An 18,038-nucleotide genomic window follows, 5' to 3' on the forward strand; every position below is an offset into this window, starting at 1 on the left:
GAGCAGATCGAGCCGTGACCCTACGACGATTCCTCTCGGATGCCGGGCGCGACGGCGCCTGTGTGGGAGTGATTGTCGCGCAACGGCTCCCCACACCCCCGGCCGACTTCCGCACCCGCACCCTCGACGCCGACGCGGCGCCTACCATGGCGACCCTCCTCGACTCGCTGGCGCGCGCGTGGCAGTTCCCGGATCACTTCGGCCGCAACAAGGACGCCCTCGACGACTGCATGCGTGACCTCGACTCGGATGTCCACGGCTCCCCCGCCGCCGGATATCTCACCGTGATCGCCCACCCGGAGAAGCTGTTACGCGAGGCACCCGACGAATTGCGCTGGTTCGCCGATTCTCTCGCGTTCTATCGGGACCACTACCGGGATGTCGCCGATCCGCCCGCCACGTTCGCGGTGCTGCTGCACACCGACTCCTCTCACCGACACGAGGTCGAGAATCGTTGGCGGGACACCGGATCACCGATCGCCGTGATCGAGGCCTGACATGCGGTTCGCCACGTGGAACGTGAACTCGATCCGGGCCCGATCCGAACTCGTCGTCGCCTGGATGGAACGCAACGACATCGACGTGCTCGCCATGCAGGAAACCAAGTGCCGCGACGACGAGTTCCCGTTGATGAGTTTCCTCGCGTCCGGCTACGACGTCGCACTGTGTGGCGGTGGCGGGTACAACGGCGTCGCCATCGCCTCGCGTATCGGTCTCGACGAGATCGAGATCGGGTTCGAGGGCCAGCCCACGTTCGGCTCCGGGGACACCCCGCCGGCCGTCGAGGCCCGGGCGATCTCGGCACTCTGCAACGGCATTCGGGTGTGGAGCCTGTACGTCCCCAACGGGCGCGCCCTCGACGACCCGCACTACGCCTACAAACTCGAATGGCTCGGCGCCCTCCGCGACATCGGCGCGCTGTGGCTGGCCCACGATCCGGCCGCACAGATCGTCCTCGCCGGCGACTGGAACATCATCCCCACCGACGACGACGTCTGGGACCCGGCACTTTTCGACGGACGCACCCACGTGTCCGAGGCCGAACGAGCGGCGCTGGCGGCGATCACCGATGCCGGGTTCCGTGACTCCGCGGCGCCCTATGCCGACGGGTACACCTTCTGGGACTACCAGCAACTGCGCTTCCCCCGCAACGAGGGTGTGCGCATCGACTTTCTGCTGTGCTCACCGGCATTCGACGACCGGGTGCGTGGGGCGTTCGTCGACCGGGATGCGCGAAAAGGCAAGGGCGCAAGCGATCACGCGCCGGTGGTGGTCGAGTTCTGACGGTCGTGACACCGTCGGATCGGCCGACGTCAGCCGGGATCCGAGTCAGGGCTTACGCGGAAGCCTCGCGGAGATCTCACTCACGCCCACCGTGTCCCCGGCGTCGTCGGTGGCGGTCACCTTGATCACCGCGTGATCGGTGCCGTTGGCGTGCAGGTGGATGTCGCGCACCACGCCGCGGCACCGAATCGTTGTGCCGACCGGGACGGGCTTGGTGAACGTGCTTTTCACCGAGGTGATCTCGGTGAGCGGACCGAAGGCACGCAGGACGGTGGAGGTCATGTAGGACATGCTCATCATCCCGTGTTGGACCGTCTCGGGCATGCCGAACACCTGGGCGCGGGCCGCCCAGACCGGATCCATGTGGACCGGATTGAGGTCGAGACTGGCGAGTCCGTACCGGTCGATGCGGTCCTGGTCGACGGTGTAGGTCACCTCCGGCAATGCATCGCCTGTGGTCAGGTCGTCGAGGTAGGGCGTGGGGGTTGTCGCGATGGCGGTCATGGGTTCCTCAATTCTCTTGTGTGGAATAGGTTCTGGTGGCACCGGGTCACGCTTCGGCGTATTCCCGGACGTCCTCGCGGGTGCGGGGAAGGATCAGCGTGCCCCAGGTCTCGACCTTGGTTCTGCCGGTGACGTCCCGGATCAGCCCGTGGGTCGTCACGTACGCGCTCCCCCGGCGCAGGAAGCGTTCCGAGTTCTCCTGCCGCAGCCACAACCTGTCGCCCACACGGATCTGATCGTGGATCACGAAGTGCTGAAACGGGTTTCGGGCGCCAGGTGTCCTGATCCAGGAGCCCTGACGGCCGGGTTGCGAGAACCAGAACACGACGGTGGTCGCAAAGATGGGATGCACCAGCACGGACCCGCCGGGCGCATGGGCGCGTGCGTACTCGGGATCGACGTAGAGCGGGTGCTCTTCGCCGACGGCCCGGTTGTAGGCCAGGACGTCTTCCTGGCGCACCTCGAAGACGTCGGGCAGGTCCTGCCACACGCCGACCTCGAGGTCGGCCCAGAACTCGTTCGCCCGCCATCCGGAGAGGAAGTCGCGGTGGAACTCTCGTTGGCGCTCGGTGGTGACGAAGCGCTCGAATCGAGCGGTGTCGACGGCGTTTGTCGTGGTCATATCGGGTTCCTTTCACGGTTCACGCCGATCCGATCGGTCGAGGATCGGCACAAAATGCTCCATTTGGAGAACTTCTCCGTGCGGAGAACTCTAGGCGTGTGGTCGAGAGGTTGTCAACGGGCCGCTATGTGAGGGCGGTCGACGTTCCGATGTCGCGCAGATGCTGCGCGATGGTCGGTGCGAGGACGTCGTCCTCGAATTGCTCGCTGCGAACAGCGAGTTGGGTGATCACGAGTCCGGTGATCGTGCTCACCAGCACACCGGCGTCGTGCTCGGGGTGGGCCGAGCCGAGCATCTCGAACGTGGGTGCGGCGATCGTGGCGAACGCCCGTCCCCATTCCACGATCGCCGGCCGGTACTCCGCGCTCCGCGCCGCCGCGAGGTGCAGTTCGGCGATGGTGATACCCATGTCGGCGTTGTCGATCATCTGCGTGACGCAGTGCGCGGCGATCCGTCGCGCCATGTCGTCGACGGTCTGGGCACTGTCGATGTCCGGCCAGGCCGCGGCCAGCGCGTTGATGTTGGCGGTTGCGGTGTGGGCCAGCGCTTCTCTGATCAGATCCTCTCTACTGCCGAAGTAGTAGCGGATGGATCCATGGCTGGCGTGTGCCTCCTCCACAACCGACCGGAAGGTCACCGCGCCCGGCCCCTCCCGCGCGATCAGGCGCAGGGCGGCATCGAGCAATTCCTGTCGCCGCTGGGCTCCCCGGGGCGTCGAACCGCGTGGCAGTGCGGTGTCGCTCGCCATCGCATCCGCCCTCCTGGACCGCCTCGTTGGCGTTCAACGTACCAGGGAGCCGGTCGAGTTCTGCGCGGTCAGTACAGCAGGGATCCCAGCGTCGCCGCCAGCACCCGGCACCGGGGCGCCAGTTCGACGAGCGCCTCGATCCTCGACGCCACACCGGTGACCATCACCGCACCGCGCACCTCACCGGTCACGTCGTACACGGGCACCGCGATGCTCGCCTGTTCGGCGACGAGTTCACTGACATCGCTGGCGAATTCGGTGCGCCGGACGTCGTCGATCTGCGCCGCGAGCACCGTCAGGTCGACGACGGTGTGGACGGTGAGGGCGGTCAACGGCGGGTGAAGCATGTCCCGCCACCGCGATCGCGACGCCAGCAGGATCTTGCCCGCCGACGACGCGTGTGGACACCGCATGAGTTCACGCTCGCCGTAGAACGGATGATCAGGATCTGCGTCGAGCAGCCGTACCGACGTCGGACGGTAGTAGAGGATGTGGACGCCGAAACGGACTCCGCCACGGAAGTCCTCGATGTGCTCGGCCGCTTGCGCATTCACCGTCGGGACGGTCGCGGCGTCGACCATCGACCGCAATCGGGTCCCGAGGGCGAACCCGCGGAGGTCGGCGGTGCGCACCAGATACTCCTCCGCGACAAGCGAATTCAACAGCCGATACGTGGTGGCCGGTGGCACCGAAAGCCGTTGGGCGATCTCCTGTCCGGTGGTGCCGACACCGAGATCGGCGACCGCCTCGATGATCTGCAGCGATCGGGCGACCGCGTCGGGTTTACTCCCCCGCCCTACCGCCACGCCGGCACCCCACCGTCACGGTTCACCTCAGTGTCGCCGTCAGGATGTCGTCGCGACTCGTCTCGTCGTACACCCCGACCCGGCCCAGTCGCTCGGGCGCGACCCGGCCGACGACCCACACCACGGCGATCGCGATCACCATGCTGGCCGCATAGACGATCAGCAGTGCGGTGCTGTGCCCGAAGCCGGTCACCGCGGCACCGACCAGAAGCGCCGCCAACAGGAGTGCCCCCACCACCCCGAGCACCGTGATACGTCGGCTCGCCTCGCCGATGGTCCGCAGCAGCGCGGGGGCGGCCAGGCAGGCGGCAAGGTAGCTGCCCATGTACCCGAATGCGGAGAGCGTCAGGAAGTCCCGGATGCCGGCCTCCGGGTCACCGCCGCACCACAGGAAGATCAGCGGCACCACGGTCACGACGACCATCGCGCTCACCGCGGCGATCGCCGGAGTGTGGAATCGTGGGTGCGCACGCCCGAGGGCCGGCGGGGCGACCCGCTCCCGGCCGAGACAGAACAGCACCCGCACAAGCGCATTCACCGACGCGAGCGCGCACGCGAAGAACGAGGTGGCGATCCCGACGTCGAGGACGACCGACGCGGCCCGCGATCCCTCGGCCAGGAACAGCGCGGCCAGTGGTGTGCTGCTCGACTGGACGGTCTCGTCAGCGTGATAGATGGCCATCGATTGTGCGACCACCGCCAGCAGGTAGATGACGCCGGCGGCCACCGGCGTCCACCGCAGCGTGCGCGGCACGCTCAGAAAGGGCTTGCGGGCTTCGGCGGACAGCGTTGTCGCACTCTCGAATCCGACAAATGCGCTGACCGCGACGACGATGCCGATCCCCGAGAAACCGTGGTCGGCGCGCGCGGCGAACACCTCCGACCACGGCACGTCGCGATGCGCGATGCCGACGGCGACCATCAACCCGACCATCAGCAGCACCGCGACGACCTCGACGGCGAGGGTGGCCGCGGCGGACACCTTGATCCCGCGCACCATCAACACACACGCGACCAGCGCCGCGACAATCACGATCGCGCTCATCGAGACGAGGGGCACCACCGTGGCCACCCCGACACTGACCGCGATATGCGCCAGGTACAGTCCGACGGCGAGCAGCGACGCCATCCCCACCGAGCCGTAACCGACGACCGCCGACCACGCGGTCACCAGTGCCGAACGCGGCCCGAGACCGTGCGCGACGTACGAGTACAACCCGCCGACCACCGCGAGCCGCTGGGCCATCGGACGGATGCACGCGGCGACCAGCAACACCACGACCATCGCCGCCGCAAACGACACGACACCGCTGAACCCGCCGAGCGCGCCGATCACGAACATCGGCGTGACCGCCGACGTCCCCGCCGGCGCGATCGCCGCGACGGACTGCGCGAAGACGGGGATGAACGGTAGCTGCCGTCGACTCAGCCCGGCCACCGACGACTCGTCGACATAGAGGGGTGAGTGCGATGTCATGGCTGTTCTACAGTGGCCGATGGCGGCACTCGGCGCCACCTCCTTGTGTTTCGTCCGTGTTAACCACGATGAGAATCGCGGCCGCGGATATTCTCGGGCGCCGATACGTGACGGCGATCACAGTGTCATCTGCGCTGCCTACCGTCGCTGCTCATGACCACAACTGATCCCGGCGTCGGTGCCGCTACGCCGACATCCGCATCCGACTACCTCGACAAACGCCGTCTGAAGACCGGTACCGCCGGCTGGCTGCTGCTGGCCGGCCTGGGCGTGAGCTACGTCGTCAGCGGCGACTACTCCGGCTGGAACTTCGGTCTCGCGCAGGGCGGCTTCGGCGGACTGGCGATCGCCGCGATCGTCATCGCGGCGATGTACATCGCGATGGTGCTCGGCATGGCCGAGATGTCCTCGGCACTGCCCGCGGCGGGCGGCGGCTACACCTTCGCGCGCCGGGCGCTGGGGACCTGGGGCGGTATGGCGACGGGCACCGCGGTGCTGATCGAGTACGCGATCGCCCCGGCCGCGATCGCCACGTTCATCGGCGCGTATGTCGAATCGCTCGGCTTGTTCGGGATACGCGACGGCTGGTGGGTCTACCTCGCCGTGTACGCGCTGTTCATCGGCATCCACCTCGCCGGGGTCGGCGAGGCGCTGAAGGTGATGTTCGTGATCACCGCGGTCGCGCTGGTCGGCCTGCTGATCTTCGGGGTCGCCGCGGCCGGCGACTTCTCCTGGGCACATCTGACGGACATCGCCCCGACCGACGCCGCCGGCGCGAGCGCGTTCCTGCCGCACGGCTACCTCGGCATCTGGGCCGCGATCCCGTTCGCCATCTGGTTCTTCCTCGCGGTCGAGGGCGTCCCGCTGGCCGCCGAGGAGGCCAAGGATCCGGCGCGCAACGTCCCGCGCGGGATCATCGCGGCGATCTCCGTCCTGGTGCTGACCTGCGCGCTGGTGCTGTTCCTGACCACCGGCGCGGGCGGCGCGGCGGCGATGGCCGACTCTGGCAATCCGCTCGTGGAGGCACTCGGGTCGGGTACCGCGGCCACCGTCGTCAACTACATCGGTCTGGCCGGGCTGATCGCGAGCTTCTTCTCGATCATCTATGCGTACTCCCGCCAGTTGTTCGCCCTGTCCCGCGCCGGTTACCTGCCGAAGGCGTTGTCGGTGACCAACTCCCGCAAGTCGCCGACGCTCGCGCTGATCGTGCCCGGCGTCGTCGGATTCATCCTGTCGCTGACCGGGCAGGGCGCGATGCTGCTCAACATGGCGGTCTTCGGCGCGGCGCTGTCCTACGTGCTGATGATGATCAGCCACATCGTCCTACGCTTCCGCGAGCCCGATATGGCACGTCCGTACCGGACTCCGGGCGGGATCGTCACCACCGGATTCGCGTTGGTCGTCGCCCTGCTGGCGGTGATCGCGACCTTCCTGGTGGACGTCAAGGCTGCGATCGGCTGCGTCATCGTATTCGCCCTGTTCATGGCATACTTCGGTCTGTACAGCCGCAAGCGGTTGGTCTTCGCCAGCGCCGACGACGAGTTCGCCGCGATCGCCGACGCCGAAGGTGGTTTGTCATGACCTACGCCCACTCCGTCCGCGGGCACACCTACCAGTTCGCGAATCTGGTCGACGTGCTGGCCAAGGCCACCCCGGCCCGGTCCGGCGACCAATTGGCCGGGTGCGCAGCCGAATCCGACGCCGAACGGGCCGCCGCCGCCTGGGTGCTCGCCGACCTGCCGCTGACGGTGTTCCTCGAGGAGATGGTGGTCCCCTACGAGACCGACGAGATCACCCGGCTGATCATCGACACCCATGACCGGGCCGCGTTCGGCCCCGTCGCCCACCTGACGGTCGGCGGGTTCCGCGACTGGCTGCTCGAACGAGCTTCGGAACCCCTTGGCGGACACCGTATCCGCCAGGTGTCGCCGGGCCTGACACCCGAGATGGTCGCCGCGGTCAGCAAGGTGATGCGCAACCAGGATCTGATCGCGGTCGCCGAGTCGATCGAGGTGACGGCCGGGTTCCGCACCACGATCGGCCTGCCCGGCCGGCTCGCGACCCGCCTGCAGCCCAATCATCCGACCGATGATCCGCGCGGCATCGCCGCGGGCCTGCTCGACGGCTTGTTGCTCGGCGCCGGTGACGCGGTGGTCGGGATCAACCCGGCCACCGACTCACCGCAGGCCACCGCGACCCTGCTCGAACTGCTCGACGAGGTCCGCGTGCGCTTCGACATCCCGATGCAGTCGTGCGTGCTCTCGCACGTGACCACCACGGTCGATCTCATCGAGCGGAATGTGCCGGTGGACTTGGTGTTTCAGTCGATCGCCGGCACCGAGGGCGCCAACCGCGGCTTCGGGGTCGACGTGTCGATGCTGCGTGAGGCCAACGAGGCCGGCCGCTCCCTGCAGCGAGGGACGGTGGGCGACAACGTGATGTACCTGGAGACCGGCCAGGGGTCGGCACTCTCGGCGGGCGAACACCTGGGCGCCGGCGGCCGGCCGGTGGATCAGCAGACCCTGGAGACCCGCGCCTACGGCCTGGCGCGTGTGCTGGAACCGCTGCTGGTGAACACGGTGGTCGGGTTCATCGGCCCCGAATACCTGTACGACGGAAAGCAGATCATCCGCGCCGGACTCGAAGACCACTTCTGCGGCAAGCTTCTCGGGCTGCCGATGGGCGTCGATGTCTGCTACACCAATCACGCCGAGGCCGACCAGAACGACATGGACACGCTGCTCAGCCTGCTGGGCATGGCCGGTGTCGCGTTCGTCATCACCGTTCCCGGCGCCGACGACATCATGCTCGGTTATCAGAGCCTGTCGTTCCACGACGCCCTGTATCTGCGCGACGTCCTCGGCCTGCGGGCCGCCCCCGAATTCGAGGCCTGGATGCAGCGGGTCGGGATGGCCGACCCGGCCGGCCGCGTGCTGCCCATGGACCCGATGTCCTCACCACTCCGGAGTCTTGCGTCATGAACATCACCCCCGCCGACGATCCCTGGAGCCCGCTGCGGCGCTCGACCCAGGCCAGAATCGGGCTGCAGCGCAGTGGAAGTGCGCTGTCCACGCGGGACGTCCTGGAATTCCAGAGCGCGCACGCCGCGGCCCGCGACGCCGTGCACACACCGATGTCGGTCGACGTCCTGGCCGAGAGCCTCGCCGGGCTCGGGCTCGGTGCACCGGCCGTGGTCACCAGTCGGGCGTCGTCGCGTGGCGACTACCTTCGACGCCCCGATCTCGGTCGCCTGCCGGCCGACGTGTCGAACATCGCCGCCACCGGAGCCGATGTCGGCATCGTTGTCGCCGACGGACTCTCGGCCACCGCGGTCGACACCCACGCGGCGCATCTGGTGGGCGCCCTGATCGACCTGCTCGGCGCCGACCACTCGATCGCACCGCCGGTGATCGCCACGAATGCCCGTGTGGCACTGGGAGATCACATCGGTGAGGCGCTGGATGTGGAGACACTGGTGGTGATCATCGGCGAGCGCCCCGGACTGTCGGTGGCCGACAGTCTGGGCATCTACCTCACCTACCGTCCGCGACCGGGTCGCCGTGACTCCGAACGCAACTGCATCTCGAACATCCACCCACCGGACGGACTGGCGTACTCGGACGCCGCCCGGATCGTGCGCGGATTGATCAGCGGTGCACGGAAACTCGGAGCGTCGGGAGTGGCGCTGAAGGACACCTCGGGTGAGCAGTTGTCCGCCGTCGACGACGCCGCGGGCCTGTCGGCGACCGGGTAGACGGCGAGCGAGGCCCTCCCGGACTTGCGCGACGCGTCCTCGCCGACGGAAACGGAACGCACGCCGGGGTCGTGTGATCGTGGTCGGTGCGTTCGAGTAGTCGAATACGCAGGTTGAGCGGCGTCAGACAACATACTGTCAGCGGTGAACCGCAGCACGGCGGCTGCGGCCGGGCCGGATGGTGAAGTGGTGGCAGACGAACCAGTAGCGACGCTGTGGACCGACCGGGTCCTTTGCGCCCTGGGCGCTCTGGCCGCCTCGGACGCGCCGGACGCGCCGGACACGCCGGACACGCCGGACACGCCGGACACGCCGGACGCGCCGGATGGGACGAACAAACCGGTGGCCCCGGCCTTGCTCAAAGCGATGGTCGGGGCACGATTCGCGGCGCAGTTCGATCCGGAATCGCGACGCTACGTCGGTGACCGACCTCGCTGGGAAGGCCAGGTCGATGACGCCGTCGATGCGCTCGTTCGTGGTCGACTCGTGAGTCGACGACGGCGACGTGGCGCCGAGCCGAACGAGGGCCCGCTCATCCGGCTGACCGCTCGCGGCGCGCAGGAGGTCGGCTCCGCGTGTGAACGCGCCGCACACTACGAACCGGAACGGCCGGAACCCCGACGCGACGACGGAACGCCGCAGACCATGCTGCTCGCAGGGGTGCTGACCCCGCCATTGCGGGAGAAGATCGTTCACCCGACCGGTTCTGGGCAGAATGGCGAACCCGCCGGTGCGGGGCAGAATGGCGAACCCGCCGGTGCCGCGGCACCCGAGCCCATCATGATCGAGCTCAACCGTGGTTTCACCGGCGGTATCGAGAAGGCGGCCGAGCGCGTCGTCGACCATCTCTGGCAGATGGTCGGCGGAGCCGGGCGTCCGACCCCGGTCGCCGATCAGTATCTGATGGGGGACCTCTATCCGGCGCAGATCGAGGGGATCATCACCGCCGATGCGACGGCGGGTGCGTGGCCCGGGCGAGCGATCTACCGGATCTGGCCGGACTTCGGGATGCACCCGCAGATCGACGCCTCGGGCATCACGGTCAAGGCATTGCCGGCGCGGCGGGTGTTCGCCGCGACCGGGGAACGCATCGTGTGGGCGGTGATCGACTCCGGGATCGACAAGAAGCACGCGCATTTCATCGGGCATGACACCGTCGTCCACGAGTCGGTCAACGATCTGCACAGGGACTTCACCCCGAACGGCACAGCCGACAGCCCACTGGTCGACGAGCACGGGCACGGCACACACGTCGCCGGGATCATCGCCGGCGGCCTGGACCTGTGGACCGCCGGGCAGGATCCCCTCATCGTCGCCGAGAAACGGACCAACAATGCCGATTCGACCGACGGGGACTTCCCGATCGTCATGCAGCGCACCGGGGTCACGCCGGCCGAGCTGACCGGTGTGGCACCGCTGACCAAGCTGGTCAGTCTGAAGGTGCTCGCGGACGAGGGCGGGGTGCTTGCCCGGACCGGGCGGGTGATGCAAGCCCTCGCATACGTCCGGAAGGTCAACGGAGAGGGCGGTGCCGCGCAACGCATTCACGGTGTGAACCTCAGCCTCGGCTACGAGTTCCTCGCCGAGTGGTTCGGTTGCGGGCAGAGCCCGCTGTGTGTCGAGGTGGACAAGCTGGTGCGGTCGGGGGTGGTTGTCGTCGTGGCGGCCGGCAACTCGGGATATGTGAAGCTGAATCCGACGTTCACCGCGGACGTCACTCGATTCAGCTCCGGTATGACGATCAACGATCCGGGAAATGCCGAGCGGGCGATCACCGTCGGAGCCACCCATCGGACGTCGCCACACACCAATGGGATCTCCTACTTCTCCTCGCGCGGGCCGACCGCGGACGGGCGTGCCAAGCCCGATCTGGTGGCGCCCGGCGAACGAATCTTCTCGGCCGCCGCCGGCAAGGGGCTGGCAGATGCCAAGGCCGCCTTGTCCATCGACGACGACAATGCCGTGATCTACGTGGAGGACAGCGGCACCAGCATGGCCGCACCGCATGTGTCTGGCGCGATCGCGGCCTACTTGTCTGTGCAACGCGAGATGATCGGGCAGCCCGAGGAGATCAAGCGCATCTTCATGGAGTCCGCCACATCGCTTCGACGCGACGCCACCTGTCAGGGGGCGGGATTGGTCGACCTCATGCGCGCTCTGCAAGCCCGATGATCAACGAAAGGTGATTGACGATGAGTCCCGCGACGACTGTCGAATCCTGGCCCGTGCACTTCGACGAACAGGGCGACGTGAATCCCGACGACGAACGCGACCTGGTCGCACACATCAGATCGGCGGGACTGACCGATCTGGTGGTGTTCTCCCACGGCTGGAACAACGACGAGGAGGCGGCGACGAGTCTATACGACCGCTGGTTCGAGCTGTTGCGCAAGCAGATCGGCCCCGGGAAGACGGTCGGGTTCGTCGGTGTGCGGTGGCCTTCGACACTGTGGCGCGACGAGCCCATCCCGGACTTCGATCCGACGCCCTCCCCCGGTGGTGGCGGCGGCGCGGCGGCGGTGGAGGCGGCCCCGCACTTCCACCTCGGATCGCCCGCGGTCGATGACGATCAGCTGACAGATCTGCAGGCCGTGTTCCCCGAGGCCCGCACACAGTTGGCACGATTGTCCGAACTCCTTGCGGCGCAACCAGACCAGAGTCGAGTGGGCGAACTCTTCGCGGCGCTGCAGGAGTTCTCCGACGCCGTGCCGGAAGGGACCCTCGACGGCGAGGCGCCGATCAACGCCAGGCCGGGCATGCTGTCGGCCGACCGCAACGCCACGAAGGTCTTCGAGGACTACGCGGCCCGACTCTCCGATGCCGGCGCCGACCTCGATGGCGACGGAATGGGCGCAGCCGGGCTGGGCGACTTCGCGAAGAAGCTCTGGCAGGGCGCCAAAGAGGCTCTGCGACAGGCAAGTTACTGGAAGATGAAGAACCGGGCCGGCGTGGTCGGTGAGCGCGGAGTGGGTCCGCTGATCGCCCGGCTCGCCACCGAGTTCCCCGAGTTGCGGTTTCACCTCATCGGGCACAGCTTCGGGGCGCGGGTGGTCTCGTTCGCGCTGCGCGACGTGCCGGCCGCGAAGCCGTCACCGGTCAAGTCCGTCACCCTGCTGCAAGGCGCCTACTCGCGCTTCGCATTCACCAGACCGCTGCCGTTCGACCCCGATACCGGTGGCGAGCGCTCGGGAGCGCTCGTCGGGATGCTCGACCGGATCGACGGGCCGTGCACCGTGTGCTTCTCGAGCCACGACCGCGCGTTGGGGACCTTCTATCCGTTGGCCTCTGCAGCCGCCGGGCAGGACAGCGCCGGCATCGACGACCCGCTAGCCCGGTGGCGTGCGATGGGTTCGCACGGTGCGTTCCGCGCGGACACCCGAGATCTGGGCGCGGTGAACACCGCGTACCCGTTCGTGAAGTCGCAGATCTTGAACCTGGACGCGTCACAGGTCGTCAAGCTGGACAAGTCACCGTCGGGTGCGCACAGCGACATCTTCCACGACGAACTCGCGTGGGTGGTCGCGGCGGCCGGCGGGTTGGCCGGGTGATCCGCCGGCGACCGGGCGGTGGCGGGCACAGACCGTTGGAGTGCTTGCGCGGGAAGCCCGTCGGCGCTCCAGGACCTGGCGGGGCGGCAGAAGCCGGGTGTCCCTGTTGACCCTAGTGGTCCTGTCCGTAAATTCGCCGGGCGACGAATTTACGAACAGCACCACTAGGCGGGCTGTGTCAGCTTCACATCCGCTCGATCAATGAACTCCATTGCAGTGGAAGCAACTTCGCGCCATCCGTGATCGATCGTGAGTGAATGCCCGCGTTCGGGTAGCTCGGTGAACTCGGTCAGCCCATCGTTGCGTTTGGCCTGGATCTCGTAGGCGCTGTGCGCGGTGGCGTGCGGCACGGTGTGGTCCTCGGCGCCGGAGATGATCAGCAGCGGACCGCGCTCGGGGTTCTTCGCGTCGACCTTCGTCTCGGACCACGGATTGAGGTTGGCCGTGACGGCCTGGAACACCGGGTTGCCCGCCGCGGCGACGTGATAGGTGTCGTAGAGGCCGCGGGCCTCCGCCTCCTCGAGCGCGTTCGCCCAGCCGTAACTGAACTGGTCGAATGTCAACGTCACCGGCCGGCGGGTGTTGGCGGGATTGCCCACCACGGGAAGAGCACTCTTGAGAGCCGCGGCGGGAATCGGCAGGACGCCCTGAAACGGTGCCGGGTCGATCGCCACCGTGGCCACCGAGTGACCGACGCCGGCAATCTTCTGGGCGATGAGTCCGCCGAACGAGTGGCCGATCACCGCGGGCGTGTGTTGCAGAGCCGACGCCGCCTCCAGATAGTGATCGGTGACCTCCCCGACCATCTTCCGGGCGAAGACGTCCGGGTCCTCACGTGCCGCGGCAACGGTCTCGGGATCGTCCGGCCAGCCGGGAGCGATCGTGATGTAGCCGGCCTCCTCGAAGACCGCCCGCCATCGGTCCCAGCTGCTCGAGAGCAACCACAGTCCATGAATGAACATCACGGGACGCAGGCCACTCTGATTCGCGCGGTCCAATTCGGCGTTCTCGTGCGGTGTCAACGGCATTGACCTCACCTGACCTTTCCGGACAGCTCGCCGTGATCGACTTCGACGAGGACTGTTCGTACCGTAGGGCCCACCCCGTACCGCGCGCTTCGGTCATCGATACCTAGATCTCGGAGCCGCATCACTCACGGGGTCGGGGTGGGAAACTTGTCTTGTGCGTCCGGTCGTCGAGCTCATCGGTAGGCAGCACGAGTTGTCGATGTTCGACGACCTGCTCGATCGACTCGACGAACGCGGGTCGGCGATTCTGATCTCCGGCGACCCGGGTGTCGGGAAGACCGCCCTGCTCGACGAGTACGCGCGGCGTGCCGGAGCGCACCACCATCCCCTCGTGCTCCGTACCTCTGCCGCACCTTCCGAGTCGGCGATTCCGTACTCCGCACTGCAACTGCTTCTGCAGCCGCTCCGAGCCGGGATCGGCGAACTGCCGAGCCCTCAGCGCCAGGCTCTGGAGGTCGCTTTCGGTATGGTCGCGGGAGACCCACCGCCACGGTTGATGACCGGGCTCGCCACACTCACCCTGCTCGTCAATGCGGCCCGGCAACAACCTGTGTTGGTGCTGGCGGAAGACCTGCATTGGTTCGATCCGGCATCGCGTTCCGCTCTGGTCATGGCGGCCAGGCGTGTGGCCCACGATCCCGTGCTGGTGGTCATCACCACACGTCCGATGGACACCATCGAGGCCCAGGGCATCACGGAACATCGTCTGCAGCCACTCAACTTCATCGACTCGAATGCGTTGCTGGATCAGCGGCCCGACCGTCCCGGTGGGGCGTTCCGCCGGGCGATCCTGGAGGTGTCCGCCGGCAACCCGCTGGCACTCCTCGAGTTGTCGGCCGGCGAGATCACCACACGGGTTGAGACCCTTGCCATTTCCCGGCGATTGCAGCTGGCCTTTGCCGGACGGTACGCCGACCTGTCCGATCCCGCACGCCTCCTGCTGCTCGCTGCAGTCCTTCTCGATACCGAATCGGTCAGCGAGGCGACGACGATCGTGGCCCACGCGCTCGACCTGTCACCCGACCCGGAATGGCTCGCCCCGGCCATCGCCGGCGGACTCATCGAACGGTCGACCCCGTACCTACGATTCCGGCATCCGCTCGTCCGGTCGGCGGTCAGTGGCGCGAGCCGCCCCGACGAACGAACACTTCTCCTGCGCACGCTCGTCGACATGGTCGCCGAGCCCGAACGGACCGTCTGGTGGCGGGCCGAGCTGGCGCTGACCGCCGATGCCGAACTCGCAGCCGAGCTCGACGACCTGTCCCGGGAAGCTCTTTCATCGGGCGACCCGGGGAGGGCGGCCGCCGCGATGCACCGTGCGGCGACACTGACCGTCGACCCTCGGATGCGCGATGAGCGGGTGGTGCGGGCGGCCGATGCGGCGAGACTTGCCGGCGCCTATGAACTCGCCGCGCAGTTGACCGATCGGGTGATCGTCGAGACGCGATCACCGGGGCTCCGGGCGCACGCCCGGTGGATTCGTGAGTTACTCCCCGTCGAGGAATACTCGTCGCTCGCACGCGGAGACCTCGGACCGGCGCTCGCCGCGATCGACGACATGCGATTGACCGGGGAGGTCGACACAGCACTGGATGCGCTGCTGCATTTGGCGTCAGTGGCCTGGAACCACTCGCCGGCCGCCGACCCCGGGCGCGCTCTGGCCGAGGCCGCGGACAGGATCACGCTCGACGTCACCGACCCCCGCATGTTGTTTCTCGCCGCCGTCACCGCGCGATCGAACCGTGCAGAAGAGGTGATCACACAGATTCGGCACCACCACGACAGCGAAGCCGCCGACCCGGTGACCGAGTGGTATCTGGGGTACGCACTGAATCTGAGTGGCGAGATGGAACTGGCCGGGACGCACCTGCGGCGTGCGGTCGAGGGCCTCCGGCGTCACGCGAATCTCGACCTGCTGCCACACGCACTTCTCGGTTTGTCCTGGATCTGTTACCTGACGGGCGAGCTTGCCGAAGGCCGCGCGCATGTCGAGGAAGCCTGCGACCTCGCCGTCGATCTCAACAGTCCCGGGCTCGCCGCTGGGGCACGTTGCGCACGGGCGTGGTACCAGGCGATAGACGGTGTCGAACCCGACCCCGCGACGATCGCGCAGACGTCGGACCTGGTCATGCATGCGCTCGACGCACGCGACAACCGGGCCACACTCACGCTCGCAGGCGGAATGGCCGCGCTGGTCAGCGGCCGCCCCAACGATGCCATTCGGTCGCTTCGCCGTCTGACTGATCCCGACGACCCCGCTTTCGTCGAGATGTTCGCCGTCGTGTCCCTTCCCGACCTCGTCGAGGCCGCACTGGTCACCGATGACCGGGACATCGCCCAATCCCAGGTCGACCGGCTCACTCTCCTGCATGGCCGATGGCATGCACCGGTTGTGGAATCCGTGCTGCGGTTCGCCGATCTGGCACTGGCCGACGAACCCGCGTTCCGCGGTGCGTGTGCGCGACTCACGGCCGACCCGCTTCCGGCGCGATTCTTTGACGCGCGCGCACATCTGCACGCCGGGAGGAGGTTTCGTCACATGCGTCGCGTCGCCGACAGTCGGCGCCACGTGCATCGCGCGCTCGACCTGTTCGAGGCATTCCCCGCCGACGCCTGGGCACAACGTTGTCGCGAGGAACTGCGCGCCACCGGCGAACGCCTTCCCGGTGCCACGCCATCCGGAAAACACGTCCTCACACCGCAGGAACTCCGCATCTGCGAACTCGCCGCCACCGGGCTCGGCAACCGGGCGATCGCCGAGCGACTCTTCCTGTCACCACGGACCATCGGTGCCCACCTGTACTCGGCGTTCCGCAAGCTCGGCATCACCAGTCGCGAACAGCTCGCCGAGATTCTCGCCTGAGAGTCACCGTGTCCGAGAACGAACGGGCTATCCCGATGTCGCGGGGTTCTTCCGCGTGGTCTTGACATCTCCGCGGGAGATTTCGCGCGGAGATGTCAAGAGGCAGCGGAGGAACATTCCTCTCGCATGTTCGGGCCGGGCCTCAGGACACCTCGACGCCGGCCCGCCAGTACGCCTGTGACTTGATGCCGGTCTTGGGCAGCCGGTAGTCGTTCCGGAACGAGGCGGTGACCGCGCGCGTGCTCTTGCCGTCCAGGGCAACCCATCCGAAGTGGTCGTCGGCGTCGAACGCGGCCGCCTGCACCGCCTCCACCAGCCCCGCCCCGTCCCGCTCGCGGCGCACCCAGTTGATGGTGTCGTTGTCCCGCAACCGAATCGGCAGTGTCTTGTCGGACTCGTGGTCGTACTCGAACCAGACGGTTGCTGGGGCATCCGAGTCTGGCGACTCGGAGATCGCGTCGAGAAGCGAGTTGATCGCCGGCAGCGCGGCCGGGTCGCCGACGATGATCCAGCCCTTCGGGGCGGGTTCGGGGATGGCGAACTTCGAGCCCAGGAAGGACGCGCCGATGGTGTCGCCGGGTTGGGCGGCCAGCGCCCACCGCGTGGCGGCACCCTCGTGGATGGCGAACTCGATCGCGAACGAATCGGTCACCGGGTCGGGATCGACGAGCGTGTAGCCGCGCTGGTGCAGTTTGCCCTGCTTGTTCTCGAACCACAGTCGCACCCACATCGTGGGATGGACCGGGCGGTCGGCGAGGAGGCCACCACCGGTGAACCCGAGCCGGATGTACTCGTCGGTGATCTGCTCGGTGCTGGTCACCGTGAACTCGTAGTCGTCGGCGCCCCAGAGCTTCATGATGACGCCCTGGATACCGCGCCCCTTGGGCTTCGTCGACGCATCGACCATCACGGAGACCTTCCCTCGACAACAGTTATCAGGGTAGCCTACGCTAACTTCAGGATCGCTCCCGTGGACGGGATCAGGCCACGGGAGCCAGCGCCACGAGTCCCGGGTGCGCGTCGACGTAACTCTTGGTGAACGAGCAGACGGGCCGCAGACGTGCGTGCTGATTCTTCACGTACTCGATCGCACTGCGTGCCAGCATCGTCCCGAGTCCGTGTCCGCTGTACTCGTCGTAGAGGACCGTGTGCAGGATGGTGATGGTCTTCTGCCCGTCGACGATGTCCGTCTCGTAGCCGAGCACGCCGACGAGGTCGCCGGCCACCCACAATTCGAACCGGTCACGATCCGGGTTGTGCACCACCTGCGAGATCTGCTGCAGAATGGCCTGCGCCGATTGTGGCGGTTGCTGTCGATGTCTCCGTTGCACGATCCCTCCTGCAGGCTCGCTTGATCGCCCGATGTGTGGACTCCCCTTCCCAACACCGGGCGCGGGTCGGTTG

At 67.5% G+C, this 18,038-nt stretch carries 16 protein-coding genes; 8 read left to right on the forward strand and 8 right to left on the reverse strand.

The genetic code is table 11. The features are described 5' to 3' along the window. Window positions 1-14: 14 nt before the first annotated feature. On the forward strand, window positions 15-497 hold the full coding sequence (locus ACWDTI_RS01320) for a barstar family protein (protein WP_449736224.1): 483 nt from the start codon (window positions 15-17) through the stop codon (window positions 495-497). 1 nt (window position 498) lies between these two features. Then, complete coding sequence (locus ACWDTI_RS01325) at window positions 499-1,284, forward strand: exodeoxyribonuclease III (RefSeq protein WP_449736225.1); 786 nt, start codon at window positions 499-501, stop codon at window positions 1,282-1,284. Between the two features lie 45 nt (window positions 1,285-1,329). On the opposite strand, the gene ACWDTI_RS01330 is transcribed toward ACWDTI_RS01325, so the two are convergent. The 5 genes from ACWDTI_RS01330 to ACWDTI_RS01350 form a co-directional block, all read right to left on the reverse strand. Beyond that, window positions 1,330-1,788, reverse strand: coding sequence for a MaoC family dehydratase (locus ACWDTI_RS01330; RefSeq protein ID WP_449736226.1), 459 nt, complete (start codon window positions 1,786-1,788; stop codon window positions 1,330-1,332). 46 nt (window positions 1,789-1,834) lie between these two features. Then, window positions 1,835-2,410, reverse strand: a complete 576-nt coding sequence (locus ACWDTI_RS01335; RefSeq protein ID WP_449736227.1) for a MaoC family dehydratase — start codon at window positions 2,408-2,410, stop codon at window positions 1,835-1,837. A 124-nt stretch (window positions 2,411-2,534) separates the two neighbouring features. Further along, the gene (locus ACWDTI_RS01340; RefSeq protein ID WP_449736228.1) at window positions 2,535-3,158 is read right to left on the reverse strand and encodes a TetR/AcrR family transcriptional regulator; all 624 of its coding nucleotides are present in this window, start codon (window positions 3,156-3,158) and stop codon (window positions 2,535-2,537) included. 68 nt (window positions 3,159-3,226) lie between these two features. Beyond that, on the reverse strand, window positions 3,227-3,964 hold the full coding sequence (locus ACWDTI_RS01345; RefSeq protein WP_449736229.1) for an IclR family transcriptional regulator: 738 nt from the start codon (window positions 3,962-3,964) through the stop codon (window positions 3,227-3,229). A gap of 22 nt (window positions 3,965-3,986) precedes the next feature. After that, window positions 3,987-5,441 carry an APC family permease gene (locus ACWDTI_RS01350; RefSeq protein ID WP_449736230.1) on the reverse strand — a complete coding sequence of 485 codons (1,455 nt, stop codon included), beginning with the start codon at window positions 5,439-5,441 and terminating at the stop codon, window positions 3,987-3,989. A gap of 153 nt (window positions 5,442-5,594) precedes the next feature. On the opposite strand from ACWDTI_RS01350, the gene eat reads away from it, so the two are divergent. The 5 genes from eat (at window position 5,595) to ACWDTI_RS01375 (ending at window position 12,743) form a co-directional block, all read left to right on the forward strand. Further along, window positions 5,595-7,022 carry an ethanolamine permease gene (gene eat, locus ACWDTI_RS01355; protein ID WP_449736231.1) on the forward strand — a complete coding sequence of 476 codons (1,428 nt, stop codon included), beginning with the start codon at window positions 5,595-5,597 and terminating at the stop codon, window positions 7,020-7,022. Continuing rightward, window positions 7,019-8,422, forward strand: coding sequence for an ethanolamine ammonia-lyase subunit EutB (locus ACWDTI_RS01360; RefSeq protein WP_449736232.1), 1,404 nt, complete (start codon window positions 7,019-7,021; stop codon window positions 8,420-8,422). Before eat ends, ACWDTI_RS01360 begins: the two co-directional genes overlap by 4 nt. Then, window positions 8,419-9,195, forward strand: a complete 777-nt coding sequence (gene eutC / locus ACWDTI_RS01365; protein WP_449736233.1) for an ethanolamine ammonia-lyase subunit EutC — start codon at window positions 8,419-8,421, stop codon at window positions 9,193-9,195. Before ACWDTI_RS01360 ends, eutC begins: the two co-directional genes overlap by 4 nt. A gap of 144 nt (window positions 9,196-9,339) precedes the next feature. Further along, the gene (locus tag ACWDTI_RS01370; RefSeq protein ID WP_449736234.1) at window positions 9,340-11,367 is read left to right on the forward strand and encodes a S8 family peptidase; all 2,028 of its coding nucleotides are present in this window, start codon (window positions 9,340-9,342) and stop codon (window positions 11,365-11,367) included. A gap of 20 nt (window positions 11,368-11,387) precedes the next feature. Continuing rightward, a complete protein-coding gene (locus ACWDTI_RS01375) occupies window positions 11,388-12,743 on the forward strand; it encodes a serine-threonine protein kinase (RefSeq protein ID WP_449736235.1) in 1,356 nt (451 codons plus the stop codon). Window positions 12,744-12,907: 164 nt separating this feature from the next. On the opposite strand, the gene ACWDTI_RS01380 is transcribed toward ACWDTI_RS01375, so the two are convergent. Beyond that, the gene (locus ACWDTI_RS01380) at window positions 12,908-13,771 is read right to left on the reverse strand and encodes an alpha/beta hydrolase (RefSeq protein WP_449736236.1); all 864 of its coding nucleotides are present in this window, start codon (window positions 13,769-13,771) and stop codon (window positions 12,908-12,910) included. Between the two features lie 154 nt (window positions 13,772-13,925). Between ACWDTI_RS01380 and ACWDTI_RS01385 the strand changes: the two genes are divergently transcribed. After that, window positions 13,926-16,634, forward strand: a complete 2,709-nt coding sequence (locus ACWDTI_RS01385; RefSeq protein ID WP_449736237.1) for an AAA family ATPase — start codon at window positions 13,926-13,928, stop codon at window positions 16,632-16,634. Window positions 16,635-16,776: 142 nt separating this feature from the next. Here the strand turns inward: ACWDTI_RS01385 and ACWDTI_RS01390 are convergent, their stop codons facing one another. After that, on the reverse strand, window positions 16,777-17,541 hold the full coding sequence (locus ACWDTI_RS01390) for a siderophore-interacting protein (RefSeq protein ID WP_449736238.1): 765 nt from the start codon (window positions 17,539-17,541) through the stop codon (window positions 16,777-16,779). A 73-nt stretch (window positions 17,542-17,614) separates the two neighbouring features. Next, window positions 17,615-17,965 carry a GNAT family N-acetyltransferase gene (locus ACWDTI_RS01395; protein ID WP_449736239.1) on the reverse strand — a complete coding sequence of 117 codons (351 nt, stop codon included), beginning with the start codon at window positions 17,963-17,965 and terminating at the stop codon, window positions 17,615-17,617. Window positions 17,966-18,038: the final 73 nt, after the last annotated feature.

The sequence above is a fragment of the Gordonia sp. NPDC003424 genome (assembly GCF_053588655.1).

Bases quoted from the DNA above. Each gene is read 5' to 3' on its own strand.
- ACWDTI_RS01375 (WP_449736235.1), top strand. From the start codon at position 11,388: ATGAGTCCCGCGACGACTGTCGAATCCTGGCCCGTGCACTTCGACGAA.
- ACWDTI_RS01335 (WP_449736227.1), bottom strand. From the start codon at position 2,410: ATGACCACGACAAACGCCGTCGACACCGCTCGATTCGAGCGCTTCGTC.
- eutC (WP_449736233.1), top strand. From the start codon at position 8,419: ATGAACATCACCCCCGCCGACGATCCCTGGAGCCCGCTGCGGCGCTCG.
- eat (WP_449736231.1), top strand. From the start codon at position 5,595: ATGACCACAACTGATCCCGGCGTCGGTGCCGCTACGCCGACATCCGCA.
- ACWDTI_RS01330 (WP_449736226.1), bottom strand. From the start codon at position 1,788: ATGACCGCCATCGCGACAACCCCCACGCCCTACCTCGACGACCTGACC.
- ACWDTI_RS01390 (WP_449736238.1), bottom strand. From the start codon at position 17,541: ATGGTCGATGCGTCGACGAAGCCCAAGGGGCGCGGTATCCAGGGCGTC.
- ACWDTI_RS01360 (WP_449736232.1), top strand. From the start codon at position 7,019: ATGACCTACGCCCACTCCGTCCGCGGGCACACCTACCAGTTCGCGAAT.
- ACWDTI_RS01325 (WP_449736225.1), top strand. From the start codon at position 499: ATGCGGTTCGCCACGTGGAACGTGAACTCGATCCGGGCCCGATCCGAA.
- ACWDTI_RS01340 (WP_449736228.1), bottom strand. From the start codon at position 3,158: ATGGCGAGCGACACCGCACTGCCACGCGGTTCGACGCCCCGGGGAGCC.
- ACWDTI_RS01350 (WP_449736230.1), bottom strand. From the start codon at position 5,441: ATGACATCGCACTCACCCCTCTATGTCGACGAGTCGTCGGTGGCCGGG.
- ACWDTI_RS01380 (WP_449736236.1), bottom strand. From the start codon at position 13,771: ATGCCGTTGACACCGCACGAGAACGCCGAATTGGACCGCGCGAATCAG.